The sequence below is a fragment of the Flavobacterium inviolabile genome (genome assembly GCF_013389455.1).
Lineage (GTDB): Bacteria > Bacteroidota > Bacteroidia > Flavobacteriales > Flavobacteriaceae > Flavobacterium > Flavobacterium inviolabile.
This window is the reverse complement of sequence record NZ_CP058278.1, coordinates 2,150,665-2,176,429: the sequence shown is the minus strand read 5'-3', so window position 1 is coordinate 2,176,429 and position 25,765 is coordinate 2,150,665. Positions and strand designations below refer to the sequence as shown.

Genomic DNA, 25,765 nt, shown 5'->3' with positions numbered 1-25,765 from the left:
AAAAATTAAGTAAAAAAAGTTAAGTGAAAAACAATTAATATTTCTTTAATACTTTTTCACTTAACTTTTGGATTTTTAGATCTCTTCTTCTAACCATGCTTTCATCATCCACATGGTTTTTTCCTGCTCTTTGATGAAATCACTCATCATCGAGTTGGTTCCTTCATCGTCAATTTCTCCCGACTGACTTAAAATAACTCTTTCAATCTGCAACAGGCTGGTCAACGATGCGATAATCAAATGAATAGCTTCCTCATCATTGGATATATTTTTCCCTACCGGTAATTTATTGTTTTTAATATAATCGTCAAAAGAATGCAGGGGTACTCCTCCTAAAGTCAGAACACGCTCTGCGATCAAATCCACTTTTAACTGGGCATCGTTATAAAGCTCTTCGAATTTTACATGCAGATCAAAAAAACGTTTTCCGCGGATATTCCAGTGCAATCCTCTCAGATTTTGGTAATAGACCTGAAAATTGGCTAATAGTATATTCAGTTCGGCTACTAAAACTTTCGTTTCTTTTACGGGTAATCCAAGACTATTTGTTTTCATACTTCTATTTTTTTAAATATTATACCTACAAATTTAACCAAAATTTAGGGCTTAAACTATAATTAATATTGATACTTTTTATATTTTTATCGAAAATATTTATACAATGACCATCACCCAATTATACTACGTTTTAGCCGTAGCCGAACATAAAAACTTTACGCTTGCAGCCGAAAAATGTTTTGTGACACAGCCCACGCTGAGCATGCAGATTCAAAAACTGGAAGAAGAACTGGAGATTTTAATTTTTGACAGAAGTAAAAAGCCCATACAGCTAACCGAAATAGGACAGAAAATCGTTACCCAGGCAAAAAACATTGTCAACGAATCCGACAGGATTAAAGATATCGTAGACCAGCAGAAAGGATTTATCGGCGGGGAGTTTAAAATTGGTATCATCCCAACGATAATGCCAACGCTATTACCGATGTTCCTGACCAATTTTGTAAACAGGTATCCGAAAGTCAATTTAATCATAGAGGAATACAACACCGAAGAAATTATCAAACGCCTTAAAAACGGGCATTTGGATGTTGCTATTGCCGCGACACCTTTAGAAGAAGAAAGTTTAAAGGAAATCGTTTTGTATTATGAGCCTTTTGTGGCCTATATACCGGAAAGCAATAAAAACTTTGAGAAAAGTGAGATCGACATCAATGATCTCGATGTGGATTCTATCCTGCTGTTACAGGACGGACACTGTTTTAGAGACGGAATTTTAAATTTGTGCAAAAGTCACGCAGCACATCCTGACAGCCGTTTCCAGATTGAGAGCGGAAGTTTTGAAACATTAATCAAGCTTGCCGATGAAGGATTGGGAACCACACTGCTTCCCTATTTGCACACGCTGGATTTAAAAGAAAAGGACAAAACCAAACTACGCCACTTTAAAGAACCCCGTCCGGCACGTGAGGTTAGTTTAATTTATCCCAAAAGCGAATTGAAAATGCACATTATCGAAGCCCTTCGCAGTACCATATCGGGTGTTGTAAAAGGTGCCATCGCTTTTCACAACGTACAAATTATCAGTCCGCTGAAAAATAAAAAAGGAGCTTAAAGCTCCTTTTTTATTTACTGATTAACGTATATAAGACATTGTTTTAATTCCGGCTTGCCAACTGTGTAATTCAGCAACCAATCTCTCAATTGCTCGATTTCGTATGGTAATAAATTCTTTATGGCTTTTTCTAATTCTTTACAAAATAATTTAGGGTCAAAACTTACTCTTTCTAAAATAGATTTAGTGTAAGAAAACATGGCTCTTGGCATAATTCTACAGCATTAATATGGTTAATTTAGGGTAAGAACGTAAAACTGTTGGGTAAATTTACAAAAAACGTATTTGTTTTCTAAAGACTTAACGTTTCAATTTCATTTTTAGTATGAATTTTATATTTTATTTAACATTCACACTAAAGACTTATTTTTTAACAGCTCTCAGCATTTCGCGTTTCCCCGGCGGCCCTTTTAGCTTCTCTGTTTCAAAACCGGCTTCCCGTAAAGCTTTAATGATTGAAGTTCTACAGGCGTATGTTACTAAAACACCTTTATCCTGTAGCGCCTCATACATGATTTTGAAAATTTCAACTGTCCAAAGCTCCGGCTGAACCTGAAATCCGAATGCATCAAAGTAAATCAAATTAAACCTGTTTTTGTAATATATTTCGTTAAAGTATTGTTGCCTTTTTGTTAAAGAAAAATAAGGCGAAACCTGTACCTGCTCTTCCCAGGGCGAATGGTGCAGCTGTTCAAACTCCTTTTCGAACGCAACAGCATTTAACTCCGATACATAGTTAAGACTCTTCCGCTCTTCCAACGAAATTGGAAATGCTTCCACACCAACATAGTCAACAAATTGTTTTTTTTGTTCCGCTTCCAGTAAGGTAATAAAGCTGTTGAGCCCCGTTCCGAAACCGATTTCTAAAACAGCAACGGACTGTTGCTCCATGAGTGACAGTCCGTTTGCTATAAATACATGTTTTGCTTCCTGTATCGCTCCGAATTTAGAGTGATATGTTTCTCGCCATTCTTCTATATAGATGGTAGAAGAACCGTCAGCCGTTTGTATTACTTTTCTTTTCAATGTTATTTGATATACAATTTTTTAATTCTCGGAATAGGCCCGCCGCATTTGGATTCATGACAGCGCACACAGGCATCGACCCCATTATTAAAATGCTGTTTGGCATTTTTAGGATCGCTGTAGATCAATTCCTGAGCTTCAATAAATTTTTTAGCCTGTTCTTTAAAAAAGGCATCATTCTCGCTTTCATCCGTCATAACCGCTTTGTGAATCTTTAAAAAGTGATTCGGAAAGCGCCCCACGTCTTCTCCGTTGTTAATACGATCTTTTAAACGCTGATTGTCCACATACATCTGCTCCATTAAAGCAGCCATTTCGGACATTTCATACATTTTAAAATCCTTTTTCCCGGATACTTTTTCTTTTTCAACTTCCTTTTTCTGGCAGGCAGCAAACAAAACCACTGCCGAAACAAAAACTAAAATTTTCTTCATTATTATTTACTGATTAAAACCCCGTCCGCCATGAAGGAATACGTCACTTTCGGCTGAGTAATACTGTCAATCTCCGCCTGTGTTTTTCCACCATCTTTAGCATAGTGCTTTAAACGTTCCACCGTTTCAATATTAACAAATGCTTTTCCGTTTACTATCGCTTCCTGGTTCATTGCGTTCATCGGTACAAAAAAGGCATAGTCCTTAAATTTTACAAATGTTTCTTTACCATCTGCCAGATCCATTGTCATCCAGCATCCTTTTTTCTGGCAAACATCTTTAATATTGGACTTAAATTTAAGGTTTATCGTATCGCCTTCTTTTAAATCTTTAAATTTTGCAAACATATCTTCCTTTGTAATAGCACCCTCACTGGTAATACTATCGCCAAAAACGGCATATTCTGTTTTTACCGCTTCCGCTGTTTCTGCACCTTCCTGTTTTTTATTCTTATCATTACAACTCATTAAGCTCAATAATAATCCGGCTAGTAAAATAGTTTTTTTCATATATAATTGTTTGGTTAGTCTGGTTATCAATAGTTTAAAAAAAGAAAACAACAACCCTGTTAACGGCCGGAAGCTCACTTTTTTTTCCACAATCCAAAGAAACAAATTTATATCGAATAGACATAATTCTAATTAATTTTTTCGTTAATTCCCGCTAATCCGAATGATTTTGAACCTATTTTTATCAATTCACAAAAAATTTAATAATTCTTTATACAATTACATTATTTTTAATTGAACAGTCTAAAAAGTGCTTTTTTTCATTAAATTTGCAAAGACACAACAAAAATTTTATCAATTTAAAAATTACACTTTTCGTTGATAGCCAATAATTTAGTGTTCTTTTTAAATAATTATCACATTAAATGGAATTAAAAACAACTACTGATATTAAAATTATCAAAGCTGATGCGTCTAAAATCAACAGTGTTGATTTTGAAAACCTGACATTCGGAAATACTTTTACCGATCACATGTTAATTTGTGATTTTAAAAACGGTACCTGGGGACAACCTGTAATACAACCTTACGAACCTTTCACTTTGGATCCTTCCGCAAAAGTATTCCATTACGGTCAGGCGATCTTTGAAGGTATGAAAGCCTACAAAGACAATAATGATGATGTTTGGTTATTCCGTCCGGATCAGAACTTTGATCGTTTTAACAAATCAGCTGTGCGTCTTGCCATGCCGGAAGTTCCGGAAGAGGTATTCCTTGGCGGTTTGCACAAATTATTGGAAATTGAGAAAGAATGGGTTAAAAAAGGATTCGGAAACTCTTTATACATCCGTCCTTTCATGATTGCAACAGGCTCCGGTGTTGTTGCTGCTCCATCGACACAATATCGTTTTACCGTGATTTTATCTCCGGCAAAATCATACTATTCCGGTGAAGTTAAAGTAATCATTGCCGAACATTTCAGCCGTGCTGCAAATGGAGGAATTGGTGCTGCAAAAGCAGCCGGAAACTATTCCGGACAATTCTATCCGACAAAATTAGCAAACGAACAGGGCTTCCAGCAAATCATCTGGACAGATGATGCAACCCACACAAAACTGGAAGAAGCCGGAACCATGAATGTGTTCTTCAGAATTAACGATACCTTATATACCGCTCCAACCAGCGAGAGAATCCTGGATGGTGTTACCCGAAAAAGTATTATCGAACTAGCAGAAAGAGAAGGAATCAATATTGAAGTACGTCCGGTTTTGGTTAACGAAATCGTGGAAGCGGCAGAAAAAGGCACTTTAAAAGAAATCTTCGGAGCCGGAACTGCTGCCGTAGTAAACCCTATCGTTGGCTTCTCGTATAAAGAAACTTATTATGAGCTGCCAAAATCAGACACTACTTTTGCTGCAAATATCAAATCCATACTTACCGGTATCCAGCACAAGGAAATTGAAGATACTTTCGGATGGACTGTAAAAATCTAATCCGTTTAAAAAGATAAACACAAAAAATCCCGAATCATATTCGGGATTTTTTTATTTTAGAATGGTTTCAAAATTGGGTTTGAAATAGTTTGGTCCTTTCATAACCTTACCATCTTCTCTGTAAATCGGTTTTCCGTCTTCGCCCAGTTTGCTCATATTGCTTCGCTGGATCTCCTCAAAAACATCTTCAATTTTGTGCTGCAGTCCGTGTTCCAATATCGTACCGCACAAGATATAAAGCATATCCCCCAAAGCATCGGCAATTTCAACCAGATCATTATTCTGAACCGCTTCAAGGTATTCTTCATTTTCTTCTTTCATCAGGTTAAACCGCAGCAGGTTTTTCTGTTCTCCCAAATCGGCTTTTGGCGCCTGACTAACTCCCAGACCAAATGATTCATGGAATTCCTGAACGGCTTGCAATTGTTTTTTCATGACATTTAATTTTGCTGTCTAAAATAGAAAATCTCCTTTCAAAACGCTAATTTTGCATAAAAATTAAATCCATGTTTACATCAGGTCAGCTCTACTTTGCATTGTTTTTTGTTTTGGTATTTGTAACTGCTATGATTTATGTATATCGAAAAGACCTGTCAATGCACAAATTACACTATAAAGGTTCGCTTTGGATATTATTAGCCTTTTTTGCTTTTATAGGAATTTTATTTATAATTAAACTCTTTTTGAAAGAATAATTATTATAACTTTGGACAACAAAATGAAATTATCTATAATTCTATGCGCATAGTAAAATACATATTTCTTTTAATCGTTTTGGGGGCAATCGCTTTGGCGGTTTACATTGCTACTCAGAGCAGTAAGTTTGACATTCAAAGAAGTAAAGTAATAAACGTATCACAATCGGCTCTGTATAGTTATATCAATGATTATAAAAATTGGGAAGACTGGGGCCCTTGGAAAGAAGACGATCCGAACATTAAATACAGTTACCCGGAAATTACCGAAGGCACAGGAGCTTCTTTCTCCTGGACCGGAAAAGAAGGAAACGGTAAAATGGAAACCATCAAAACGGTTGACAACGACAGCATTACCCAAAAAATATATTTTAACGACAGTACTGTACCTTCCGATGTTTACTGGACTTTTACGCCTGTAAAAAACGGTACAAAAGTAACCTGGGGCATGAAAGGCGAAATGAATTTCATGATGAAAGCATTCTCCATTTTAAGCGGCGGTGCCGAAAACATGCTGGCGCCAATGTTTGACAAAGGGCTTACCAACATTGACAATGTACTCGTTAAAGAATTAAAATCGTATAACATCAAAATAAACGGTCTGGTTAAAAAGGCAGGAACCTATTATATCAAACAAACCGTAAGCTGCAAGATTCCGGAATTGCCTAAATTAATGAGTGCCATGCTGATTAATTTAAACAAATTCACAAAAGACAATAATATAGCCGTAAACGGCAGTTCTTTTGCTATCTACAACAAATACGACACGGCTAATAACAGCGTAGAGTTTTCGACCTGTATTCCGGTTAAGGATGAAATTTTCACGGCACAGGGCAGCGACATTACCGGTGGAAAATTAGAACCGTATCTTGCCTTAAAAACAACGTTAACCGGGGATTACTCCCACAGCAAAGAAGCCTGGGATAAAGCCTATGCCGAGATCACCAAAAACAAGTGGATGGAAGATACCACCGGAAAATACATCGAGGTTTACAAAGTTAGTGCACACCAGCACCGAAAACCTTCCGAATGGGTTACCGAGATTTTTATCCCGATAACGGCAAAACCAAAACCGGTCGTAAAACCGAAACCGGTTACTCCTACAGCAACACCTGCAGCTCCGGCTGCCACCGAATAATAAAGCATAAAAAAGTCCCTTTTCAGGGACTTTTTTTATTTCTTCAGCAAATATTTGACTACTGTTTCCGCAGCATGCAAACCGAACAATGCCGGCATCCAGCTGTTCGTTCCGTAAAAAGACTTTTTAAAGTTGAGTCCATCTGTCATTTTCAAACTGGTTTCATCCGGTGTTTCCGTCGAGAAAACAGCTTTTACCCCGGTAGTGATCCCTTCTTTCTTTAAACGCTTTCTAATGGTCTTTGCCAGCGGGCAAACATCTGTTTTACTGATATCCCTTACTGTAACTTTACTGGCAAGCAGTTTCCCTCCTGCTCCCATATTACTGATGATCTTTACTTTTTTTCGCTTTGCAGCCAGGATAAGATTCAGTTTTGGTGTAATACTGTCAATACAATCCAAAACATAATCAAACTCCGGAGTTACGAGTTCAAAAGCGCGTTCCGGCGATAAAAATTCCTGAACACGGGTTAACTGCAATCCGGGATTGATATCCATTAACCGGTCCCCTACAATGGTTACTTTGGGTGCCCCCACGGTAGAGTGCAAAGCCGGCAGCTGTCTGTTAATATTGGTTATATCCACTACATCACCGTCCACGATTGTCATTTTACCAACACCCGCTCTGGCTATAAATTCAGCTGCAAACGAGCCTACTCCGCCCATACCCACAACCAAAACGTTGGCATTCTGTAATTTATCCAATCCTTCTTTCTTAAAAAGCAATTCTGCTCTTTCTGTCCATTCCGCCATTTATTTCTTTTTTAATCTTATTTATTGTTACTATTAAATACGTTCTCAAAATTACGGGCCACTATTTCGGTAACAGCATACTGTTTTATCTCCTCCGCTTTCTGATATACCTCAAAAATGGTTTCTTCCACCATATCGGTTTCCATAAAAATACGGTCGTCCGGTATTTGCTTAAAAACAGCCGCTAATTCCGGATTGCGCAGCAGGTATTTTCCAAAAGACAGGTAAAATCCGTTGTCCAGTAATGATTTTGCCACCTGGTAATTTTTTGAAAAACCATGTATAACCATCGGCACCGTGAGCTGCATGCGTTTTTTAATTGCAATCACCTCCTGATAGGCGGCCACACAATGCAGTATAACCGGTTTCTGAAAATGTCTGGCCAGTTCCAGCTGCTTTTCAAAAACGGTTATCTGTGTCTTCAGATCCGTTTCAATTCTTTTATCTAATCCGCATTCTCCCAAAGCCAGGCAGTTATCCCACTGCAATTTTTCTGCTATTACTGCCAGATCCTGATCCAGGCGTTCCAAATGAATATGCCACGGATGAATCCCGATGGAAAAGCACTGTGCCGTCGCGTCAAATTCATTCGGATACTGGTTGACAATTTCCAAAACATTGGCAGCACCGGAAGCTTTATGCGTATGAAGGTTATAGAACATTATTTTTTAAATGTTTTTACTCCGGCTTTGATTTCTGTTTTCAAATCATTTTCCTGAGGCGGGATCGGGCAGGAATATCCTTCGTTATAAGCACAATAAGGGTTGTATGCCTGATTAAAATCAATCGTCAGCATATCGGTTTCCGGCAGCTCCAGATCAATATAACGTCCGCCGCCATAACTCTCCACCCCACTCGTATAATCTGTAAACGGTAAAAACAAATGTTTTTTATACTGCTCCATTTTTATCAGCTCCAGGTTCTGATAAACATTCAGCTTAAAGTTTTTATCCCCTAATGTAAAATGTACTTCTCCGTATTTCACATACAGCGGCTTCCGCTTACCGGTTGTCGGCATATTAAACGGTTTGGCATCTGTAGTTCTGATGAATTTCGCTGTAACACAATACGCTAAATCAATTGGAAAAAAGTCCAGTGATTTAAATGTTTTTAAATCTTTTGCTTTTAAAGGACTATGGGCCGGATCGGCATATTCCGAATTAATTTTCTGCCGAAACGCCTCAACTGCTTCCTTTCCGCATTGCGAAAAACCCAAAACCGGGAACAGTATCGCTATCAGTAAAACGCTTATTACTTTCATGGATTCAAAGTCTTTAAAATCAATTTATTTTGTGCTGCAAAAATAATCAAAAATACCATGCTGAAAAATTCATCATGATTTAACGATTAAACCGTATTAAAATACTAAAACCGGAATAAATTAGTTTGTAAATTTGATGTTTAGAAACCCGCTATGCTGCAACAGGCTTTTTCCCGTTATATCAATAACTTTAAAGGATTCTCAAGAGAGATCTGGATCCTTACGCTAATTACATTTATCAACCGTGCCGGAACCATGGTACTCCCTTTTTTATCCAAGTATTTAAAAGAGGACCTGCTTTTCGACTACCATCAGGTAGGCTGGATAATGGTTTGTTTTGGCGCCGGTTCGATGATCGGTTCCTGGCTGGGCGGTAAACTATCAGACAAGATAGGCTTTTACCGGATCATGATTTTCAGTCTTTTCACCAGCGGTTTGCTGTTTTTCGTAATTCAGTTTATCACCAGCTTTGCAGGCCTGTGCCTCGCCATGTTTTCGATCATGATCATTGCCGATATGTTTCGTCCGGCAATGTTTGTATCGTTAAGTGCCTATGCCAAACCGGAAAACCGTACCCGCGCGCTCACCTTAGTCCGGTTAGCCGTAAATCTCGGCTTTGCTGCCGGACCGGCTTTAGGCGGTTTAATCATTATGGGAATCGGCTACCAGGGGCTTTTCTGGATAGACGGTGCTTCCTGTATTGTTTCCATCCTCATTTTTGCCCTGTTGGTAAAAGAAAAGAAAAAAGAAGCTTTTCACAGTCATAACGATGCTCCTGCCGTGGCAAAATCCGTTTTTAAAGACCGTCCTTTCTGGCTGTTTCTTTTTATCAGTTTTGCAACCGCCATGGTATTCTTTCAGCTATTTACAACCCTGCCGTTATACCATCATGAGCAATTCAACCTTTCCGAATTTCAAACGGGATTACTAATGTCCTTTAACGGTTTGATGATCTTCTTTTTTGAAATGCCTTTGGTCAGTTATTTCGAACGCAAAAAAACGGATAAAACAAAAATCATTTTTTATGGCTCCGTATGCATTGCCATAGCCTTTTACCTGCTGTTACTCAATATATGGGCCGGAATACTCGTGCTCAGCATGATTTTTATCACTTTTGGAGAAATGTTTGCTTTCCCGTTTTCAAATTCCTTTGCCATGGGACGTGCTCCCAAAGGACACGAAGGACGTTATATGGCTTTGTACACCATGAGCTTCAGCCTTGCGCATATTATGAGTTCGAAAACCGGAATGGAGATCATATCCCGCTACAACTACAATACCAACTGGATTTTTATGGGCACTTTTGCCGGAATTGCAGCTTTATGCGGAATCTGGCTGCAAAAAATATTGCGAAACGAAAATTCATAAAACACTAAAAAACAACATTTTAAAACACATTCAATCTTCCAAAACCCCGGCTTAACTATTTTTTTAGTTTACAAACTACTTTTTTAGTTGCAAAACTAAATTTATAGTTATACATTTGTTCTGCGTTACTATAATAAGGATTGCAAACAGTATCGCAATAATTTATCATGACACAGAAGTTAACAAACAAAGAAGAGGAAGTAATGCACATTTTATGGATGCTGGAAAAAGCATTTGTAAAAGAGGTGCTTGCAGAAATTAAGGAAGACCAGCCCCATTACAATACATTATCCACCATAATCCGAAACCTGGAAGAGAAAGGCTATGTGTCCCACAAAGCTTTTGGTAATACCCATCAATATTACCCGCTGATCTCGAAGGAGGATTACCGCAAAGGTTTTATGAATAATGCTATTGAGAATTATTTTAACAACTCCTATAAGAGTATGGTTTCCTTTTTTGCTAAAGAGGAAAAAATCAGTGCTGAAGAATTACGTGAAATTTTAGACATGATCGAAAAAAAATAGGTTTATGGAAGCGTTTGGTATTTATATCTTAAAAGTAACAGTGCTGATAGCTGTTTTTTATCTGGCGTATTTTATCTTTTTGAGAAAAGAAACTTTTTTCAATTCGAACCGCTGGTTCTTACTATTAGGATTGTTTACTTCCGTTTTGCTGCCTTTAATATCGTTCACGAAAATTATCTGGGTAGAACGCACTCCAACTGTCCCGGACACCTATCATCCATACATACAAAATACAATTCCGGCGGTCAGTGAACCTGATTTTCAAATTAACTACCATTTAATTGTCATTTTATTATATGCTGTCGGAATTCTTTTATTATGTATCCGCTTTATAGCAGAATACATCTCTTTACAGCAGATAATTGAAAAACCAAAAGCCGTTACCAAAAATAATCTTTACTATATCGATACGGAAAAAGTCCAATCACCTTTTTCTTTCTTTAATTACATTGTTTACAACTCCAAGCTTTTACAGCAGCACGAGTTAACAGACATTATTGAGCACGAGAAAATCCACAGCATTCAAAAGCATTCGGCCGACATGCTTATTGCGCAGCTGTTCTGTATTTTCTTCTGGTTTAACCCTATTATCTGGGTATACAAAAAAGCCATAGCCCAAAATCTGGAATTCATTGCCGATGCAGAAGCAACAAAAGTTGTCAATGATAAAAAAGCGTATCAAAAAACCTTAGTAAAAGTAACCATGCACACCCAGTGCATTGCGATCACCAATCATTTTTATCAATCATTAATCAAAAAACGAATCGTTATGTTAAACAAAGATCAGTCCCGAAAAAGGAATTTGTGGAAGTACCTAATCATCCTTCCGCTTCTGGCATTATTCATCATGCAGTTCCAGGTAAAAATCCTGGCACAGGAAAAACAAAGCCATATAGCACAAAGTGAAAAAGCTGCCACAGCCGATAATGTTACTGTAGTAATAAACAAAAATACTACAGACGAAGAATTAAAAAGAAATGCCGAGCTGCTTCAAAACGAATATGGCATCAATCTTAAATATTCCAAGATAAAACGAAATAAGAATGGGGAAATCACCCGTATTAAAGTGCAGTTCAAAGACAACAACGGAAATAACGGTATTACGCAAATCGACAACGATGAACCGATATCCACTATCCGTATTGTCCGAAAAACGGACAAAAACGGGAAAGTAAAAATTGGCTTTAATACCGATGCAACACCTGACACTCCCAACAGAAGAACCAGTGTAAAAACGATTGCCCAAAATAGCGACGATGACAATGACGATGCCGAGGATAACAGCTCCTGGTTTGACAATCTGTTAAGCCCGCCGAGTCCACCATCGCCACCTAGCCCGCCTTCTCCGGCAAGTCCGCCTTCTCCGGCAAGTCCGCTTTCGCCATCTGCTCCGGCATCACCAGCTCCGATGAGAAGCTCTACAACAACAACCAGCAGCAGCAGTGTGGTTATTAAAGACGGTAAAGTTGTTTCCAAAAAAGGAAGCACACGGATAATTATTGACGGTGAAGAAGTTTTTAACAGTGACGACATTGATATCGATACTGCAGAAATTGCCCGAAAAGCCATAGAAGATGCCCGCGTTTCAATGGAAAAAATCAGACCTGAAATAGAAAATGCAAAAGCGGAGGCTTTCAAAGCAAGAGAGGAAGCCATGCTGAAAAGAGATGAAATGTTCAAAAAGAGAGATGAGCAATTTAAGGTAAGAGACGAAATGTTCAAGAAAAGGGACGAAATGTTTAAACACAGAGACGAGCTCCGAAAAGACGCTATGAAAGCCAAAGAAAAAGCCCTCAAACTTCGCGAGAAAGAAATCGAAAAGCGTGTAGAAAAAGCGCAAAAAGAAGAAAAAAACAACTAAAAAAAAGACTGTCATGCATTCATGACAGTCTTTTTTTTAACTTTACAAAAACAACATACTCATGTTCAAAGCATTAGCCCGGATAAACAAAATACTGCTTCCCAGTTACAGCAAACAAAATCTGGATTTGTCCAAAGCCAGCAACTGGCAAAAGGCAATTCTTGCCTGGCGGTATTATGTTACCTGTAAAGCGCTGGACTAATATTCCATTGCCGCAAAAATATCATACGGCTTAATTTTCTCCCTTCCGTTTAAAAAACGCAGCTCCATTAAGAAATTCAACTGAACAATTTCTCCGCCCAGCTTTTCTACCAACTCACAAACGGCTTTAGCGGTGCCTCCTGTCGCCAGTACATCATCATGGATCAAAACCCTGTCCCCTTTCTTTATCGCGTCTGTATGGATCTCTAAATTGTCCGAACCATATTCCAGCTCATACGAAGCCGAAATGGTCGTAAAAGGCAGCTTTCCGGGTTTACGGACCGGTACAAACCCAACATTAAGTTCATGAGCCAGCAAAGTAGCAAAGAAAAAGCCCCTGCTTTCCACTCCGATTACTTTATCGATCTTCTTATTTTTCAGGTTTTCCATCAATATTGACAGACATTCTTTAGTTCCTTCCGGGCTATTCAGCAACGGAGTGATATCTTTGAAAATAATTCCTTTTTTAGGAAAATCCTGAATATCACGTACATACTCTTTTAGTGCCATTTTTTTTTAAATTTTATTTCAATTTCGTTTGCAAGTTACACATTATTGCCTATATTTGCACCCGTAAAAACAAGGCCTCGTGGCGCAACTGAATAGCGCATCTGATTACGGCTCAGAAGGTTACAGGTTTGAATCCTGTCGAGGTCACAATATCAGCTCATCTTTAAGATGAGCTTTTTTTTTATTCAAATCTAACTTTTATTGTGAAATAATGAGTTTTTTGCATTTTTTTTAATTCATTTATTCGTATTTTTTATAAATTTATAAAGTTTTAACACCCATCCCCAAAGGCATCTCTAATGAATCTGGATAAAAAAATTACTATTCTCATAAGTTGGTTTTTATCAAGACCTAAAACCACTGGGATATTGGTATTTACACTTTTATTTTTAATCTCAAATTTAATTCTTTTTCTACGTTATCAAATCATAAAAGAAAGCGAACAGCGTGAAATGAGCAGTATTCTGAATGTCGTTCATCAGAATATTGAGCAGTCTTTGAAAAACAGTTACATCACAACCCTAACGTTAGCCATGACCATTGACGATAACGGTCATTCCAAAAACTTTAACGAAGTAGGAAAACAACTCATCGAATCCAGTCCGAATATTGATGCTATCGAATTGGTTCCGGGCGGTGTGATCAAATATGTATATCCTTTAGAAGGAAATGAAGCCGTTGTTAATTACAACATCCTTGACCCTTTAAAAAAAAACAAATCCGCTTTAAAAGCTATTGAGCTCCGTAAAATGTACTATGCCGGTCCGGTAGAATTAAAACAGGGCGGATTGGGCATCATCGGACGGTTTCCGGTTTTTAAAGCCAATAAATTCTGGGGCTTCTGCGCCGTTGTGATCCGTTTTGACACCTTTCTGGAGTCTTCCGGTATCAAAGCATTCTCTAAAGACAAATATTACTTTCAGTTCTCAAAAACCGATACCGATACCGGTAAAGAAGAATTCTTCTTGCCGAATAAGAAAAATTTCCGAAAAAGAACACACCTGACCGTTTCCTTCCCGGAAGGAGACTGGAAATTATACCTGATTACCACAAACAATTACTATTTAATCAAACAGCTAACACCGATAGCCATCCTGGCGATCGTGCTTTCGCTGATTTGCGGCTTATTTACGACAAGCTTATTAAAAAGACCATCAGAACTACAGCGTCTGGTACATTCTCAGGCACTTCGTTTAATGAAGAGCGAGATTAAGTTCAAATCCATATTCGAACAGGCCGCCATCGGAATTGCCCATATTGATTCCAATTCCAGTACGTTCATAGAAGCCAACGAACGCTTTTGCCAAATGCTGGGATATGAAACCAACGAAATCAGCAAGATGGATTATATGATGATCACCCATCCTAACGATCTGGAAAATGATTTCAAAAAAATGAGGCTTCTGAAAAGAGGTGTCATCCGGGAATTCGGACTTGAAAAACGCTTCTTCCACAAAGACGGAAACATTGTCTGGGCAAGCGTTACCATTACACCGCTATGGTCTGTTGGCGAAAAACCGACTTCACACATTGGTATCATTGAAGATATAACCGACAAAAAAGAAGCACAGGACAGAATCAAGAGAAGTGAAAAACGTTTTAAAAGTTTATTCAACAACTCCCCTATCCCCTTATGGGAAGAAGATTTCTCCGAAGTAAAAAATTATCTAAGCGAACTGGATCTTATTGACGCCAGTAAAGAATATGTTGAGAATTATTTCAAAAACAACCGCGATGTTGTCCTGAACTGCCTTACCATGGTTAAGGTAATCGATGTCAACAACATGTGCCTGGCCTTACATTCCGTTAAAGACAAAAACATATTAAAAGGTAAATTAAGCACCATTTTTGACGAAGAAGGCATTCCTATCTTCACCAAACAATTAATTGCCATTACACAAAGACAAAACCACATTACCGGGGATTCCCAGGTAAGACTGCTGGATAACGAGCACCGCCACATTCATTTCAGATGGAGCGTGGTACCGGAATATGAAGGCACTTTAGAACGCGTTCTGGTATCGACAGAGGACATTACGGAACGTAAAAACTCTGAAGAAGTCATTCTGAAATCGCAGCAGAAAATCGAATCCCTGATCAACACTATCGATGGTATTGTATGGGAAGGCGATCCGAATACTTATGATTTTACATTTATCAGCCGTAAAGTAGAAGACATCTTAGGCTATACACCGGAAGAATGGCTGGACTCCCCTTCTTTCTGGATCAACCACGTTCATCCGGACGACAGGGAATGGGTAATCGAGTATTTCTCCCGATACACTTACGAAAAAAGACAACACGACTCCGAATACCGCATGATTCGCAAAGACGGCGAAATCGTATGGCTTCGTGACATCGTTAGCGTTGTGGTCGAAAATGATATTGCCGTAAACCTGAGAGGTATCATGATTGACATTACCAAAGCCAAAATGGCAGAGCTTGAACTGAACAATACCCTCCATCTGGTTACCGAACAGAACAAGCGTCTTTTAAACTTCTCGTATATCGTTTCGCACAACCTGCGTTCGCATACCAGCAATATTCAATCCATCTCCAATCTGATTGAATCTGCGGATACCGATGAAGAAAGAGAAGAAATGATTCAGCTGCTGAAATCTGTTTCTTCGGTACTTAATGAAACCATGAACAATCTGAATGAAGTTGTCACCATTCAAACCAATATTAACCTTATTATTGAACCCTTAAACCTAAATAAATACATAGTAAAAACACTGGATGTACTCCGAGAACAAATTTTAAAGAATGATGTAATAATTAAGAATGAAGTAAACAATGATATAGAAGTAAAATACAATCCTGCTTATCTGGAAAGTATATTGCTTAATTTTATATCGAATGCCATTCGATACGGACATCCTGACAGACAAACGGTCATTGACCTCAAATCGTATCAGGAAGAAGGAAAAACCGTTTTAGAAATAACAGACAACGGAATAGGAATTGATTTGGAAAAAAATGGAGAAAAACTTTTCGGAATGTACAAAACATTCACCAATCACGGTGAAGCAAGAGGAATCGGTTTATTCATTTCTAAAAACCAGATTGATGCTATGGGTGGAAGAGTTGTCGTTAAAAGCGCATTAGGCGAAGGAACAACTTTTAAAATATATTTCAGATGAACGCCCCAAAAAGTATCTGTATCATTGATGATGACCCCATCTATCAATTAATTACAAAAAAAATAATTGAGAAAAGTCAGTTATTTAGTCAGATTCTTAGTTACAAGAATGGAAAAGTTGCTATTGATTCATTCAAAGAAATTGAAAATGCCGAGGAATTTCCCGATGTTATCCTACTAGACATCGACATGCCGGAAATGGACGCCTGGGCATTTATGAATGAATTGCGGCGGATTGATTTCAAGTTTGAAAAAAAACCTGCCATTTACATAGCAAGCTCCTCAATTGCTAACGAAGACCGGGAAAAAGCCAATAGCTTTCCCGAAATAATAGGCTACCTGTGTAAGCCTATTGACAGAGATATTCTCGAGAGAATTGATTTAGAAAACCCCAAAAACTGACACATGAAAAAAAATTCACTTTAAGCAGCCAGCAGCCACTTTAATGAAAAACAACGATTTTATATTCAATACCACTTTTAAGGATCATATTTTTTCCGAAAACGAAATTAAGTTTAAAGAATACGAAGAATGCACATTTAGTCACTGCGATTTTACCAATTGTAATTTTTCAGGAGTAGCTTTTACCGACTGTAATTTTGACAACTGTAACTTTAAAGAAGCAGAAATCAATTATGTCGGCTTACGAAATGTCCAATTTAACAACTGTGATTTCACGAATGTTAACTTTGCCATGACCGACCAGCTGCTGTTTGAATTCCATTTTAAGGACTGTCTTTTAGACTATTCCAAGTTTTACGCTCTCAAATTAAAACAAATGACCTTTACCAATTGCAGTATGATTGCCGCCGATTTTATGGGCACCGATTTAACAGCAGTATTATTTGACAACTGCAACCTACACCAAGCAGTTTTCACAGATGCCAAAGCAGAAAAAGCGGATTTCGTAACCAGCTACAATTTCACGATCGATCCGGAAAAGACCCGGTTGAAAAAAGCGCAGTTTTCTAAAGACGGCTTAAAAGGATTACTGAGTAAATACGAAATTATCGTCAGGTAAAAGGTTAATATAACAACCTGACTTCTTTAATATCAAACGTTTTTACCGAATCATCTTCAAGGAGCACCTCAAGCTTACCGTTTGAGGTTACTCCTTTGATAATCCCCATAAAACGATGGTGATCATCCGTTTCAAACGGCATCGGCACTCCTTTTTTAAACAGGTTTTTATCATAAACCTCCCAAAGCAGGCTGTACTCTTTATTTCGCAGCAAAGCCATATTCCGTTTCAGGTTTTCCAGAATGGCAACAAAAACGGTTTCCTTATCAAATTCTTTACCTGTTATCGCCAAAAGTGAGCTCGCTTTAGGCAGATTTTTAAAGTTTTTCTGGTTCACATTAAGCCCGATGCCCACGATAGAAAAAATCTCACCATTCGGTTTGATGCTGTTTTCAATCAGTATGCCACCGATCTTTTTGTTCTCTGCCAAAATGTCGTTAGGCCATTTAATAAATAAACCGGGAATATTTAAACTTTCCAATGCCTCCACTATGCTAATGGCTACTGCAACATTCAAATGAAAAATCGCATTGATATCCAGCAGCAAATCCTTGATTAAGACACTAAAGGTCAAATTCTTACCCGATTCCACATTCCATTCCGATCCCATCTGGCCTTTGCCTTTTGTCTGATTTTCTGCAATGATAACCGTATAGTTTTCAACAAATTGTTTTGTCAGTAAATCTTTTAAAAAATCATTTGTCGAAGATGTGGCACCGAGTTTGATAATATTCATAGAAATAAATAACTTTATATCGCTTAATCTTGTGTTAAGGTTCAAAAATAAAGACAAAATTTGATAACTTTGCGAAAATATATAAAATAATAAATGGCGAAAAAGGATATTAATAATGATGATTTATTAGCAAACATCATCAAAGGCGTAGAAGAAGTTAAAGGGAATGATATAGATATTCTGGATTTAAGAGCAATCGAAAACACCGTATGCGATTATTTCGTAATTTGTAACGGTAATTCCAATACACAGGTTAACGCGATCGTTAACTCTATACAAAAAGTAGTTTCCAAGGAATTAAAAGACAAACCTTGGCATGTTGAAGGTACCGAAAACGGAGAATGGGTTTTAATGGACTATGTGAGCATCGTGGTGCATGTATTCCAAAAACACATCCGTGAATACTACAACATCGAAAGTCTGTGGGGTGATGCTAAAATCACTTCAATTGAAAACAAATACTAACACTCACATTTTCACATGTCAAAAGATAAAAAACCGAATCCTTCTAAGATCAGAATAAGCCCATGGGTTATTTATGGTGCAGTACTTTTGATTTTAATTGCGATACAGCTTGTTTCCAGCGGAACCAATTTCCAGGAAGTTAAACCGACAACTTTATCCAAATTCTACCAATACCTAGACTCCGGTCAGGTAGACAAAGTAGTTTTTAATAAAAGTACGGCTCAGGTATTCCTGAAAAAAGAAGCGCTTAGTAGCAAAACTCACGCAAAAGTTGAGAAAAAAAACCTATTAGGAAAAGAAAATACCGGTCCGCATTATACGCTGGACATCGGTACGAACAGCGAACTTTTTCAAAAGAAACTGGAAGAAGCCCGTTTGGAAGGAAAACTGAATGATTATTCCTCAGAACCGGAAAGTAACTGGGGTGATATCCTGATTAACTTCCTTCCGATCATTCTGATAATAGCCTTCTGGTTATTTATGTTCCGAAGAATGTCTGGCGGTGGTTCAGGCGGTGGTGGCGGTCAGATTTTCTCTATCGGAAAATCCAAAGCCAAACTATTTGACGAAAAAAACGATATTAAAGTTACGTTTAAAGACGTAGCCGGTCTGGAAGGCGCTAAAGAAGAAATCCAGGAGATCGTGGAATTCCTGAAGCAACCGGAAAAATACACCAGCATTGGTGGTAAAATCCCTAAAGGAGCCTTATTGGTTGGTCCTCCGGGAACCGGAAAAACATTATTGGCAAAAGCTGTAGCCGGAGAGGCAAAAGTACCTTTCTTCTCTTTATCCGGTTCTGATTTTGTTGAAATGTTTGTAGGTGTGGGAGCTTCACGTGTACGTGACCTTTTCAAACAGGCAAAAGAAAAATCACCGTCCATTATCTTTATCGACGAGATTGATGCTGTGGGTAGAGCCCGTGGTAAAAACAATTTCTCCGGTTCTAATGACGAGCGTGAAAATACATTAAACCAATTACTGACCGAAATGGACGGTTTTGGTACCAATACCCACGTAATCGTTCTGGCAGCGACAAACAGAGCCGATGTTTTAGACAAAGCTTTAATGCGTGCCGGACGTTTTGACCGACAAATCTATGTGGATTTACCGGACGTTCGTGAGCGTAAAGAAATATTTGAAGTACACTTAAAACCGCTTAAAAAATCGGAAGAACTCGATACAGACTTCCTGGCAAAACAAACACCGGGATTCTCCGGAGCAGACATTGCCAACGTTTGTAACGAATCGGCACTGATTGCTGCCCGTAAAGGTAAAAAAGCGGTTGACAAACAGGACTTCCTGGATGCTGTTGACAGAATCGTAGGTGGTCTTGAAAAGAAAAATAAAATTGTTACCCCGGAAGAAAAACGTGCCATTGCCATACACGAAGCAGGTCACGCAACAGTTAGCTGGATGCTGGAACATGCAGCACCGCTTGTAAAAGTAACCATCGTTCCGCGTGGTCAGAGTTTGGGAGCTGCCTGGTATTTACCGGAAGAGCGTCTGATCGTAAGACCGGAGCAAATGCTGGATGAAATGTGTGCAACCATGGGTGGCCGTGCGGCTGAGAAAGTTATTTTCGACAAGATTTCAACCGGAGCATTAAGCGACCTTGAAAAAGTAACAAAACAGGCCCGTGCCATGGTAACCGTTTACGGATTAAATGACAAATTAGGGAATGTAACCTATTACGATTCGTCAGGTCAGAGTGAGTACAATTTCTCCAAACCATATTCGGAAGAAACAGCCAGAATCATTGACAAAGAAATCTCGGATTTAATCGAATCGCAGTACAACAGAGCGATTCATATCCTGAATGAAAATAAGGAAAAACTGAATCAGTTAGCCGATATTTTAATTGAGAAAGAAGTTATTTTCAAAGACGACCTGGAAACGATCTTCGGGAAGCGTCCTTATGAAAAAACAGAAAATGAAGTAGTTACCGAATCATAAGAAAAATAAATATCACATTTTATATAAAAATCTTAATTCTAATGTAATATTGAATTAAGATTTTTTTATCTTTGATTGATTTCAAGTGCAAAAAACAAAGATCTGACCTACTTTTATGAGTCTTTTTAAAAAACTTTTCGGCAATGCGAACGATACTTCAAAGGAGGAAAAAGAGCCCGAATTGAGCCAGTATCATCCGGAGATTGAGATGCCAATAGATGAGCAATTCACTTTCAATTTCAAAAAAAATGGAGGTAAGTTTTTGTATTGTGAAAATTTACCCGAAGTACACGATAATTTTGAAAGCATATTAGTTGAGAACGACTGGTTCGAAAGCGAAGTAATTTGCCTGGAGCCAAAACTTTTTAGTCTTCTTGACGAAAATAAACTAAGCTATAACAGCCCTAAAAATCCAAAATTTTTATTCGCTACCTGTGAAAGCCTTATCGCCGATGAAGGTTCGATACTTTTTTCATCCAATCAGCTTAGACAAAACAAACCCAACGATTTACCCTCTAATATCATCATACTGGCTACAACCAGTCAGATTATTGCCAATAAAAGCGATGGTTTAAGAGATATTAAAAGAAAATACGACAAAGAATATCCAACGAATATCACCACTTTTAAATATTTCGAAAAAGCGAAAGAGGAAGATTTTTTACAATACGGCAGCTGCCCTAAAAATCTCTATTTACTGCTTTTAGAAGATTTGTAATATGGGAGAAAGCAGTATCAGGGCCCTTTCGGGTTTTATATATATATTATTATTAATATCGGCCACCCTTTATTCTGAAGTAAGCTTTTCTTTGCTCTTTGGAGTCTTCCTACTGATTGCTGTTGTAGAATTCTGCAAACTGATTCATTTAAAAAACGGATTACCCATAGTACTCGGACTGGCAAGCTACATCTTGTTTGTTGCTTTCCGGACCAATGCTTTTGCTACCGATATCGCCATCTGCCTGGCGGCTTTATTTGTATCTGTTAATCTGATCATCGACCTGTTCAGCACCCGTATTCATGTAAAAGCAGACAAAGCCTCAAAATACGTAAAACTATTCGGCTACATTATCCTGCCTTTTATACTGTTAATGAAACTCCCTTTTATAACCAGTACTTTCAATCCTAAGATTGTTATTGGTGTGTTTGTATTAATATGGACAAATGACACATTTGCCTATATCGTCGGGAAATCATTCGGAAAAACGAAACTCTTTGAGAGAATATCTCCTAAAAAAACAATTGAAGGCTTTGTTGGCGGACTGATCTTTACGATGATCGGAAGTTATATCCTAAGCCAGTTCTTCACTTTCTTCTCCCCTGTTACCTGGATATTTACCGGTTTGATTGTAGGCTTTTTCGGCACTATCGGCGATTTGGTAGAATCAAAATTCAAAAGAGTTGCCGGTGTAAAAGACAGCGGAAAAATAATGCCCGGACACGGAGGTATCTTAGATCGCTTAGATAGTGTTATATTTGCAATACCATTTCTATATTTATTTTATCAAATTTTAAATTATGTTTCATAAGGAAGGCGCAAAAATTATTTTAATAACAACCATTTTGGTTACCGCTGCTATACTTTTAGCAGATCGTTTCATTAGTATTTTCTGGTTGATGAAAGCAGTACAGATCATTGCTTTAATCCTGTTGGTACTCGTACTTCAGTTCTTTAGAAATCCTAAAAGAATTGCCACTATCAGCGACAATCATGTTATTGCTCCGGTAGACGGAAAAGTAGTTGTTATTGAAGAAGTATACGAACCGGAATATTTTAAAGAAAAACGTTTAATGGTTTCTATTTTTATGTCACCTATTAACGTACACGTTACCCGATATGCACTAAACGGATTGATCAAATACAGCAAGTACCATCCGGGTAAATATCTTGTTGCATGGCATCCGAAAGCCAGTGAAGAAAACGAAAGAACGACTGTTGTTATCGAAAACAGAATCTTTGGTGAAGTATTGTACCGCCAGATTGCCGGTGCATTGGCCAGACGTATTGTAAACTATGCCGAAGAAGGCATGAGAGTTGTTCAGGGAACGGATGCCGGTTTTATTAAATTCGGTTCCAGAGTGGACTTATACTTACCATTAGGTACGGAAATTAATGTAAAACTAAATGATAAGGCCGTAGGCAACAAAACTATCATTGCAACCAAACAATAATGACCGATTACGATTTAGATACGCAATTTCAAAAAGCTTTTGAAAAAGCTTCCAATATGACAGAAGGCCTGCCTCAGGATGTCATGCTGCGTCTCTATGCCTATTACAAACAAGCTACTTCCGGCTATTCCAAAGGAGAATCTTTCCAGGAACCCCAGGATCTCAGAAACGCCTTTAAAATGAATGCCTGGATGCAGGTACGCCATTTATCTCCGGATGAAGCCAAAAAATTATACATTGAAATTGTTAATTCCTTAATACCATAAATTATGAGAAAATCCAATATCATAGTTGCAAGTTTCCTATTTTCCAGTGTTCTGTTTTCCTGTAAAGACAAAAACAACCTGGAAGAAGTTGTTCAGATACCCGATCCTGTAGAACAGTCAAAAACGGCTTCTCCTCTGGGAAATCCTGCCGATGTAAAAGCTGATCCGGGTACTTTTCAAATGAAAGGACTGCCTTATGCCTATGATGCCTTAGCACCTCATATTGATGCTAAAACCGTGGAAATTCACTATTCAAAACACCATGTAGGATACGCCAATAACTTAAACAAAGCGATTGCCGGTACCGCATTGGAACAACAAACCATAGAAGACATCCTAACCAAACTGGATCCTGAGAACAAAGCTGTCCGCAACAATGCCGGCGGTTATTACAATCACAATCTGTATTGGGAAATTATGGCTCCGAAAGCCGGTGGGGAACCAAAAGGTGCTTTAGCAGACGCTATTAACACTAAATTCGGTTCTTTTGAAAACTTCAAAACACAGTTTTCCGATGCCGGTGCAAAACAATTCGGTTCCGGATGGGCCTGGTTGGTTGTAGACAAAACCGGAGCTTTAGTAGTAGGAAGCACGCCAAATCAGGATAACCCGTTAATGCCAAATGTAGGCATCTCCGGAACGCCGATTCTTGGCATGGATGTTTGGGAACATGCTTACTACCTGAACTATCAGAACAAAAGAGCAGATTATATCACTGCTTTTTTCAACCTGATCAATTGGGATGCCGTTTCTAAAAAATTCGATGCCGCACAAGCAAAAATCAAAAAATAAATACTAATCCGCCCGCAGGCGGATTTTTTATTATCCATCATCAGTCAATCCGTACCTTTAACCTAACTTTGTATTTCACTGTTATAAGATGACCAAACTGCCTCAAAAATACATTTCCCGGAAAGAAGAAATTACACTTCAGTTTATGGATCAGGTTAACCTGCATCTTGACAATATCCTGCAGGGTAAGGCCGATACGATGTATGAGATCAAAGACATCGCAGCTATAATGTGCATTCATCCGGTACACTTAAGTACAACCATAAAACTACAAACCGGCAATTCACCCTGTTTCTATTTTGAAAACAGAATTATGGAAGAATCCCGAAAATTACTGAAAGACTCCACGATGCCCATTGCCGGCATAGCCGCCTTACTGACATTTGACCCTTCCAACTTTACCAAGTTTTTTAAGCGCTTTGAAGGCTGTACCCCTTCCCAGTACAGAACGCAATTATCTCCGGGCGTACAGGATTAGTATTTTTTATTACAAAAAGTTTAAAATAAAACACTGCGTTTCAGCATTATATAAATTTTATAAAAAAATAACATTTTTTAAAGCAACCAAAACGATAATTCAGAATCTTATAGACTCATCATACTTTTATTACCCACGTTATAATTATAGAGAATCTACCCCAGGGTAGATTTTTTATTTTATACGAATTTTCTAAAACAGTACGCACAGCAAAGCAACAGCCACGCTCTTAACACAAAAACGACGCTTTCTGATGTTAATTCTCAGAAATAATTGTCATTCTCAAAAAAATAATGGATTTTTGACTATTAATACATATCAAATGAAATCGACCTATACCCTATTCTTACTGACCTTTTTATTAATCGCCTGCAAAAAAGAAGAAAAACCGACAGAAATTGTCAACAACTGGAAAGATTATAAACTTTCCGACAATGTAAAAAGCGTTACTGAAAAATCATTTGCACTCGTTGATGGTAAAATCGGTGAACCAAAAACCGAAAACCAGAACGGCTACAACAGCCACCTGGCATTCAGCAATACCGGAAGTCTGATCCTGGAGAAAAAAATCCTGATGAACGGAAACCTGCTTGAAGAAACGACTTTTACCAATAAAGACAAAAAATTACTGGTTACCCAATATATTAATCCGACCTCAGCATTTACAACCAAATACTCCTGGGACGACAACGGGAACAATACCATCATCACCCGCAGAAATCCTCAGGGAGAACAAATTGAAAAAACACTGAACACCTTTATCAAAAACCAATGCGTGGAAGTAAGACGCTTTGACGGTAAAGACAATTTAACCGACAGAACGACCTATACTTTCGGAAAAAACGATAAAGTGAGAGAAGAGAAAGCTTTCCTAAAAGAGAAAACCATCCAGTTCCTTACCGATTATACTTATGACGAGCATAACAATATGACGATGGAACAGCGCCTGAATCCCGATTACAAACGACTATACACCATCAACAATAAATATAACGCCCAAAACCTGCTCATCGAAACCGTAACGCTGAATGCTCAGGATAAAATGGAATATTCCGAAGTTAAAACCTATGATACCAAAGGCAATCTGACATCAAACCGTACCTATGACGGATTTGTAGACGGGAAAGTACTGGAAGAATTTCAATATGACAAAAACAACAACCTCATCCAGCGCAAGGAAATCATCAACGCGGTCGTAACGGCGCAATTAGACCAGACGTATGACGATAAAAACAATCTAATCACAGAAAGGTATACCGGTAAAGACAAAGCCGTTCTTTTGGACCGCAAAACGGCTTATGAATATGACAGCCATGGCAACTGGATTAAAAAAACCATTACGATTAGCGGAGTACCTAAATTTGTAGTGGAACGCAAAATAGAATATTTCAAATAAAATACTAAAAAAGGGAG

General features: G+C 38.1%; 30 protein-coding genes and 1 tRNA gene. 20 read left to right on the top strand and 11 right to left on the bottom strand.

Going from position 1 to position 25,765, the window contains the following annotated elements:
* Positions 1-75: 75 nt before the first annotated feature.
* Positions 76-555: a Dps family protein gene (locus HW120_RS09745; RefSeq protein ID WP_177733634.1), complete on the bottom strand. Its 480-nt coding sequence runs from the start codon at positions 553-555 to the stop codon at positions 76-78.
* 106 nt (positions 556-661) lie between these two features.
* Between HW120_RS09745 and HW120_RS09740 the strand changes: the two genes are divergently transcribed.
* A complete protein-coding gene (locus HW120_RS09740) occupies positions 662-1,612 on the top strand; it encodes a LysR substrate-binding domain-containing protein (RefSeq protein ID WP_177733632.1) in 951 nt (316 codons plus the stop codon).
* A gap of 14 nt (positions 1,613-1,626) precedes the next feature.
* Here HW120_RS09740 and HW120_RS17735 read toward each other — a convergent pair whose 3' ends face one another.
* From HW120_RS17735 to HW120_RS09725, 4 genes are all read right to left on the bottom strand, one after another.
* Positions 1,627-1,824 carry a hypothetical protein gene (locus HW120_RS17735; protein ID WP_246296973.1) on the bottom strand — a complete coding sequence of 66 codons (198 nt, stop codon included), beginning with the start codon at positions 1,822-1,824 and terminating at the stop codon, positions 1,627-1,629.
* 151 nt (positions 1,825-1,975) lie between these two features.
* A complete protein-coding gene (gene mnmD / locus HW120_RS09735) occupies positions 1,976-2,638 on the bottom strand; it encodes a tRNA (5-methylaminomethyl-2-thiouridine)(34)-methyltransferase MnmD (RefSeq protein ID WP_177733630.1) in 663 nt (220 codons plus the stop codon).
* 2 nt (positions 2,639-2,640) lie between these two features.
* Positions 2,641-3,072 (bottom strand): hypothetical protein, encoded by a 432-nt coding sequence (locus HW120_RS09730; RefSeq protein ID WP_177733628.1) that lies wholly within the window; start codon positions 3,070-3,072, stop codon positions 2,641-2,643.
* A gap of 2 nt (positions 3,073-3,074) precedes the next feature.
* Positions 3,075-3,581, bottom strand: a complete 507-nt coding sequence (locus HW120_RS09725; protein ID WP_177733626.1) for a DUF4920 domain-containing protein — start codon at positions 3,579-3,581, stop codon at positions 3,075-3,077.
* Between the two features lie 365 nt (positions 3,582-3,946).
* Between HW120_RS09725 and HW120_RS09720 the strand changes: the two genes are divergently transcribed.
* Positions 3,947-5,014: a branched-chain amino acid aminotransferase gene (locus HW120_RS09720; protein WP_177733624.1), complete on the top strand. Its 1,068-nt coding sequence runs from the start codon at positions 3,947-3,949 to the stop codon at positions 5,012-5,014.
* Between the two features lie 51 nt (positions 5,015-5,065).
* On the opposite strand, the gene HW120_RS09715 is transcribed toward HW120_RS09720, so the two are convergent.
* Positions 5,066-5,449 carry a pyrophosphohydrolase domain-containing protein gene (locus HW120_RS09715; protein ID WP_177733623.1) on the bottom strand — a complete coding sequence of 128 codons (384 nt, stop codon included), beginning with the start codon at positions 5,447-5,449 and terminating at the stop codon, positions 5,066-5,068.
* 303 nt (positions 5,450-5,752) lie between these two features.
* Between HW120_RS09715 and HW120_RS09710 the strand changes: the two genes are divergently transcribed.
* The gene (locus HW120_RS09710; protein WP_177733621.1) at positions 5,753-6,847 is read left to right on the top strand and encodes an SRPBCC family protein; all 1,095 of its coding nucleotides are present in this window, start codon (positions 5,753-5,755) and stop codon (positions 6,845-6,847) included.
* Between the two features lie 35 nt (positions 6,848-6,882).
* Here the strand turns inward: HW120_RS09710 and HW120_RS09705 are convergent, their stop codons facing one another.
* The 3 genes from HW120_RS09705 to HW120_RS09695 are packed head-to-tail and all read right to left on the bottom strand — an operon-like array spanning position 6,883 to position 8,860.
* On the bottom strand, positions 6,883-7,599 hold the full coding sequence (locus tag HW120_RS09705) for a tRNA threonylcarbamoyladenosine dehydratase (RefSeq protein WP_177733619.1): 717 nt from the start codon (positions 7,597-7,599) through the stop codon (positions 6,883-6,885).
* Positions 7,600-7,616: 17 nt separating this feature from the next.
* Entirely contained in the window at positions 7,617-8,261 is a 645-nt protein-coding gene (locus HW120_RS09700; protein ID WP_317168369.1) for a TatD family hydrolase, read from the bottom strand.
* Positions 8,261-8,860, bottom strand: a complete 600-nt coding sequence (locus tag HW120_RS09695) for a DUF1684 domain-containing protein (protein ID WP_177733617.1) — start codon at positions 8,858-8,860, stop codon at positions 8,261-8,263. The genes HW120_RS09700 and HW120_RS09695 overlap by 1 nt, the downstream gene beginning before the upstream one ends.
* Positions 8,861-9,013: 153 nt before the next feature.
* Here HW120_RS09695 and HW120_RS09690 point away from each other — a divergent pair, with 153 nt between their 5' ends.
* The 4 genes from HW120_RS09690 to HW120_RS09675 all read left to right on the top strand — a co-directional run bounded on the left by HW120_RS09690 (position 9,014) and on the right by HW120_RS09675 (position 12,818).
* On the top strand, positions 9,014-10,228 hold the full coding sequence (locus tag HW120_RS09690) for an MDR family MFS transporter (RefSeq protein ID WP_177733615.1): 1,215 nt from the start codon (positions 9,014-9,016) through the stop codon (positions 10,226-10,228).
* A gap of 167 nt (positions 10,229-10,395) precedes the next feature.
* Entirely contained in the window at positions 10,396-10,755 is a 360-nt protein-coding gene (locus HW120_RS09685) for a BlaI/MecI/CopY family transcriptional regulator (RefSeq protein WP_177733613.1), read from the top strand.
* A gap of 4 nt (positions 10,756-10,759) precedes the next feature.
* Complete coding sequence (locus HW120_RS09680; RefSeq protein ID WP_177733611.1) at positions 10,760-12,616, top strand: M56 family metallopeptidase; 1,857 nt, start codon at positions 10,760-10,762, stop codon at positions 12,614-12,616.
* Positions 12,617-12,677: 61 nt separating this feature from the next.
* Positions 12,678-12,818 (top strand): SsrA-binding protein, encoded by a 141-nt coding sequence (locus tag HW120_RS09675; protein ID WP_177733609.1) that lies wholly within the window; start codon positions 12,678-12,680, stop codon positions 12,816-12,818.
* Here the strand turns inward: HW120_RS09675 and HW120_RS09670 are convergent.
* Positions 12,815-13,327: an adenine phosphoribosyltransferase gene (locus HW120_RS09670; RefSeq protein ID WP_177733607.1), complete on the bottom strand. Its 513-nt coding sequence runs from the start codon at positions 13,325-13,327 to the stop codon at positions 12,815-12,817. The two genes, HW120_RS09675 and HW120_RS09670, sit on opposite strands and share 4 nt — an antisense overlap.
* Positions 13,328-13,400: 73 nt before the next feature.
* On the opposite strand from HW120_RS09670, the gene HW120_RS09665 reads away from it, so the two are divergent.
* The 4 genes from HW120_RS09665 (at position 13,401) to HW120_RS09650 (ending at position 17,490) form a co-directional block, all read left to right on the top strand.
* Positions 13,401-13,474, top strand: a tRNA-Arg gene (locus tag HW120_RS09665).
* Positions 13,475-13,779: 305 nt separating this feature from the next.
* Positions 13,780-16,470 (top strand): PAS domain S-box protein, encoded by a 2,691-nt coding sequence (locus tag HW120_RS09660; protein WP_177733605.1) that lies wholly within the window; start codon positions 13,780-13,782, stop codon positions 16,468-16,470.
* A complete protein-coding gene (locus HW120_RS09655) occupies positions 16,467-16,871 on the top strand; it encodes a response regulator (protein ID WP_177733603.1) in 405 nt (134 codons plus the stop codon). The genes HW120_RS09660 and HW120_RS09655 overlap by 4 nt, the downstream gene beginning before the upstream one ends.
* A 43-nt stretch (positions 16,872-16,914) precedes the next feature.
* On the top strand, positions 16,915-17,490 hold the full coding sequence (locus tag HW120_RS09650; RefSeq protein ID WP_177733601.1) for a pentapeptide repeat-containing protein: 576 nt from the start codon (positions 16,915-16,917) through the stop codon (positions 17,488-17,490).
* 4 nt (positions 17,491-17,494) lie between these two features.
* Here the strand turns inward: HW120_RS09650 and HW120_RS09645 are convergent, their stop codons facing one another.
* Positions 17,495-18,226 carry a biotin--[acetyl-CoA-carboxylase] ligase gene (locus HW120_RS09645; RefSeq protein WP_177733599.1) on the bottom strand — a complete coding sequence of 244 codons (732 nt, stop codon included), beginning with the start codon at positions 18,224-18,226 and terminating at the stop codon, positions 17,495-17,497.
* 93 nt (positions 18,227-18,319) lie between these two features.
* Here HW120_RS09645 and rsfS point away from each other — a divergent pair, with 93 nt between their 5' ends.
* The 9 genes from rsfS to HW120_RS09600 all read left to right on the top strand — a co-directional run bounded on the left by rsfS (position 18,320) and on the right by HW120_RS09600 (position 25,748).
* Positions 18,320-18,691 carry a ribosome silencing factor gene (gene rsfS / locus HW120_RS09640; RefSeq protein ID WP_177733583.1) on the top strand — a complete coding sequence of 124 codons (372 nt, stop codon included), beginning with the start codon at positions 18,320-18,322 and terminating at the stop codon, positions 18,689-18,691.
* A 15-nt stretch (positions 18,692-18,706) separates the two neighbouring features.
* Positions 18,707-20,644: an ATP-dependent zinc metalloprotease FtsH gene (gene ftsH / locus HW120_RS09635; RefSeq protein ID WP_177733581.1), complete on the top strand. Its 1,938-nt coding sequence runs from the start codon at positions 18,707-18,709 to the stop codon at positions 20,642-20,644.
* Between the two features lie 115 nt (positions 20,645-20,759).
* A complete protein-coding gene (locus HW120_RS09630) occupies positions 20,760-21,362 on the top strand; it encodes a lactate utilization protein B/C (protein ID WP_177733580.1) in 603 nt (200 codons plus the stop codon).
* Between the two features lies 1 nt (position 21,363).
* Positions 21,364-22,173, top strand: a complete 810-nt coding sequence (locus HW120_RS09625; protein ID WP_177733578.1) for a phosphatidate cytidylyltransferase — start codon at positions 21,364-21,366, stop codon at positions 22,171-22,173.
* Positions 22,163-22,816: a phosphatidylserine decarboxylase family protein gene (locus tag HW120_RS09620; protein WP_177733576.1), complete on the top strand. Its 654-nt coding sequence runs from the start codon at positions 22,163-22,165 to the stop codon at positions 22,814-22,816. Before HW120_RS09625 ends, HW120_RS09620 begins: the two co-directional genes overlap by 11 nt.
* Positions 22,816-23,082 (top strand): acyl-CoA-binding protein, encoded by a 267-nt coding sequence (locus HW120_RS09615; RefSeq protein ID WP_177733573.1) that lies wholly within the window; start codon positions 22,816-22,818, stop codon positions 23,080-23,082. Before HW120_RS09620 ends, HW120_RS09615 begins: the two co-directional genes overlap by 1 nt.
* 3 nt (positions 23,083-23,085) lie before the next feature.
* On the top strand, positions 23,086-23,874 hold the full coding sequence (locus HW120_RS09610) for a superoxide dismutase (RefSeq protein WP_177733571.1): 789 nt from the start codon (positions 23,086-23,088) through the stop codon (positions 23,872-23,874).
* A gap of 88 nt (positions 23,875-23,962) precedes the next feature.
* A complete protein-coding gene (locus tag HW120_RS09605) occupies positions 23,963-24,352 on the top strand; it encodes a helix-turn-helix domain-containing protein (protein WP_177733569.1) in 390 nt (129 codons plus the stop codon).
* Between the two features lie 322 nt (positions 24,353-24,674).
* The gene (locus HW120_RS09600) at positions 24,675-25,748 is read left to right on the top strand and encodes an RHS repeat domain-containing protein (protein WP_177733567.1); all 1,074 of its coding nucleotides are present in this window, start codon (positions 24,675-24,677) and stop codon (positions 25,746-25,748) included.
* Positions 25,749-25,765 lie beyond the last annotated feature (17 nt).

Excerpts from the sequence above, each read along its gene's own strand:
- HW120_RS09745 (WP_177733634.1), bottom strand. The coding sequence starts at position 555 with ATGAAAACAAATAGTCTTGGATTACCCGTAAAAGAAACGAAAGTTTTA.
- HW120_RS09740 (WP_177733632.1), top strand. The coding sequence starts at position 662 with ATGACCATCACCCAATTATACTACGTTTTAGCCGTAGCCGAACATAAA.
- HW120_RS17735 (WP_246296973.1), bottom strand. The coding sequence starts at position 1,824 with ATGCCAAGAGCCATGTTTTCTTACACTAAATCTATTTTAGAAAGAGTA.
- HW120_RS09730 (WP_177733628.1), bottom strand. The coding sequence starts at position 3,072 with ATGAAGAAAATTTTAGTTTTTGTTTCGGCAGTGGTTTTGTTTGCTGCC.
- HW120_RS09725 (WP_177733626.1), bottom strand. The coding sequence starts at position 3,581 with ATGAAAAAAACTATTTTACTAGCCGGATTATTATTGAGCTTAATGAGT.
- HW120_RS09720 (WP_177733624.1), top strand. The coding sequence starts at position 3,947 with ATGGAATTAAAAACAACTACTGATATTAAAATTATCAAAGCTGATGCG.
- HW120_RS09715 (WP_177733623.1), bottom strand. The coding sequence starts at position 5,449 with ATGAAAAAACAATTGCAAGCCGTTCAGGAATTCCATGAATCATTTGGT.
- HW120_RS09710 (WP_177733621.1), top strand. The coding sequence starts at position 5,753 with ATGCGCATAGTAAAATACATATTTCTTTTAATCGTTTTGGGGGCAATC.
- HW120_RS09705 (WP_177733619.1), bottom strand. The coding sequence starts at position 7,599 with ATGGCGGAATGGACAGAAAGAGCAGAATTGCTTTTTAAGAAAGAAGGA.
- HW120_RS09700 (WP_317168369.1), bottom strand. The coding sequence starts at position 8,261 with ATGTTCTATAACCTTCATACGCATAAAGCTTCCGGTGCTGCCAATGTT.
- HW120_RS09695 (WP_177733617.1), bottom strand. The coding sequence starts at position 8,860 with ATGAAAGTAATAAGCGTTTTACTGATAGCGATACTGTTCCCGGTTTTG.
- HW120_RS09690 (WP_177733615.1), top strand. The coding sequence starts at position 9,014 with ATGCTGCAACAGGCTTTTTCCCGTTATATCAATAACTTTAAAGGATTC.
- HW120_RS09685 (WP_177733613.1), top strand. The coding sequence starts at position 10,396 with ATGACACAGAAGTTAACAAACAAAGAAGAGGAAGTAATGCACATTTTA.
- HW120_RS09680 (WP_177733611.1), top strand. The coding sequence starts at position 10,760 with ATGGAAGCGTTTGGTATTTATATCTTAAAAGTAACAGTGCTGATAGCT.
- HW120_RS09675 (WP_177733609.1), top strand. The coding sequence starts at position 12,678 with ATGTTCAAAGCATTAGCCCGGATAAACAAAATACTGCTTCCCAGTTAC.
- HW120_RS09670 (WP_177733607.1), bottom strand. The coding sequence starts at position 13,327 with ATGGCACTAAAAGAGTATGTACGTGATATTCAGGATTTTCCTAAAAAA.
- HW120_RS09660 (WP_177733605.1), top strand. The coding sequence starts at position 13,780 with ATGAGCAGTATTCTGAATGTCGTTCATCAGAATATTGAGCAGTCTTTG.
- HW120_RS09655 (WP_177733603.1), top strand. The coding sequence starts at position 16,467 with ATGAACGCCCCAAAAAGTATCTGTATCATTGATGATGACCCCATCTAT.
- HW120_RS09650 (WP_177733601.1), top strand. The coding sequence starts at position 16,915 with ATGAAAAACAACGATTTTATATTCAATACCACTTTTAAGGATCATATT.
- HW120_RS09645 (WP_177733599.1), bottom strand. The coding sequence starts at position 18,226 with ATGAATATTATCAAACTCGGTGCCACATCTTCGACAAATGATTTTTTA.
- rsfS (WP_177733583.1), top strand. The coding sequence starts at position 18,320 with ATGGCGAAAAAGGATATTAATAATGATGATTTATTAGCAAACATCATC.
- ftsH (WP_177733581.1), top strand. The coding sequence starts at position 18,707 with ATGTCAAAAGATAAAAAACCGAATCCTTCTAAGATCAGAATAAGCCCA.
- HW120_RS09630 (WP_177733580.1), top strand. The coding sequence starts at position 20,760 with ATGAGTCTTTTTAAAAAACTTTTCGGCAATGCGAACGATACTTCAAAG.
- HW120_RS09625 (WP_177733578.1), top strand. The coding sequence starts at position 21,364 with ATGGGAGAAAGCAGTATCAGGGCCCTTTCGGGTTTTATATATATATTA.
- HW120_RS09620 (WP_177733576.1), top strand. The coding sequence starts at position 22,163 with ATGTTTCATAAGGAAGGCGCAAAAATTATTTTAATAACAACCATTTTG.
- HW120_RS09615 (WP_177733573.1), top strand. The coding sequence starts at position 22,816 with ATGACCGATTACGATTTAGATACGCAATTTCAAAAAGCTTTTGAAAAA.
- HW120_RS09610 (WP_177733571.1), top strand. The coding sequence starts at position 23,086 with ATGAGAAAATCCAATATCATAGTTGCAAGTTTCCTATTTTCCAGTGTT.
- HW120_RS09605 (WP_177733569.1), top strand. The coding sequence starts at position 23,963 with ATGACCAAACTGCCTCAAAAATACATTTCCCGGAAAGAAGAAATTACA.
- HW120_RS09600 (WP_177733567.1), top strand. The coding sequence starts at position 24,675 with ATGAAATCGACCTATACCCTATTCTTACTGACCTTTTTATTAATCGCC.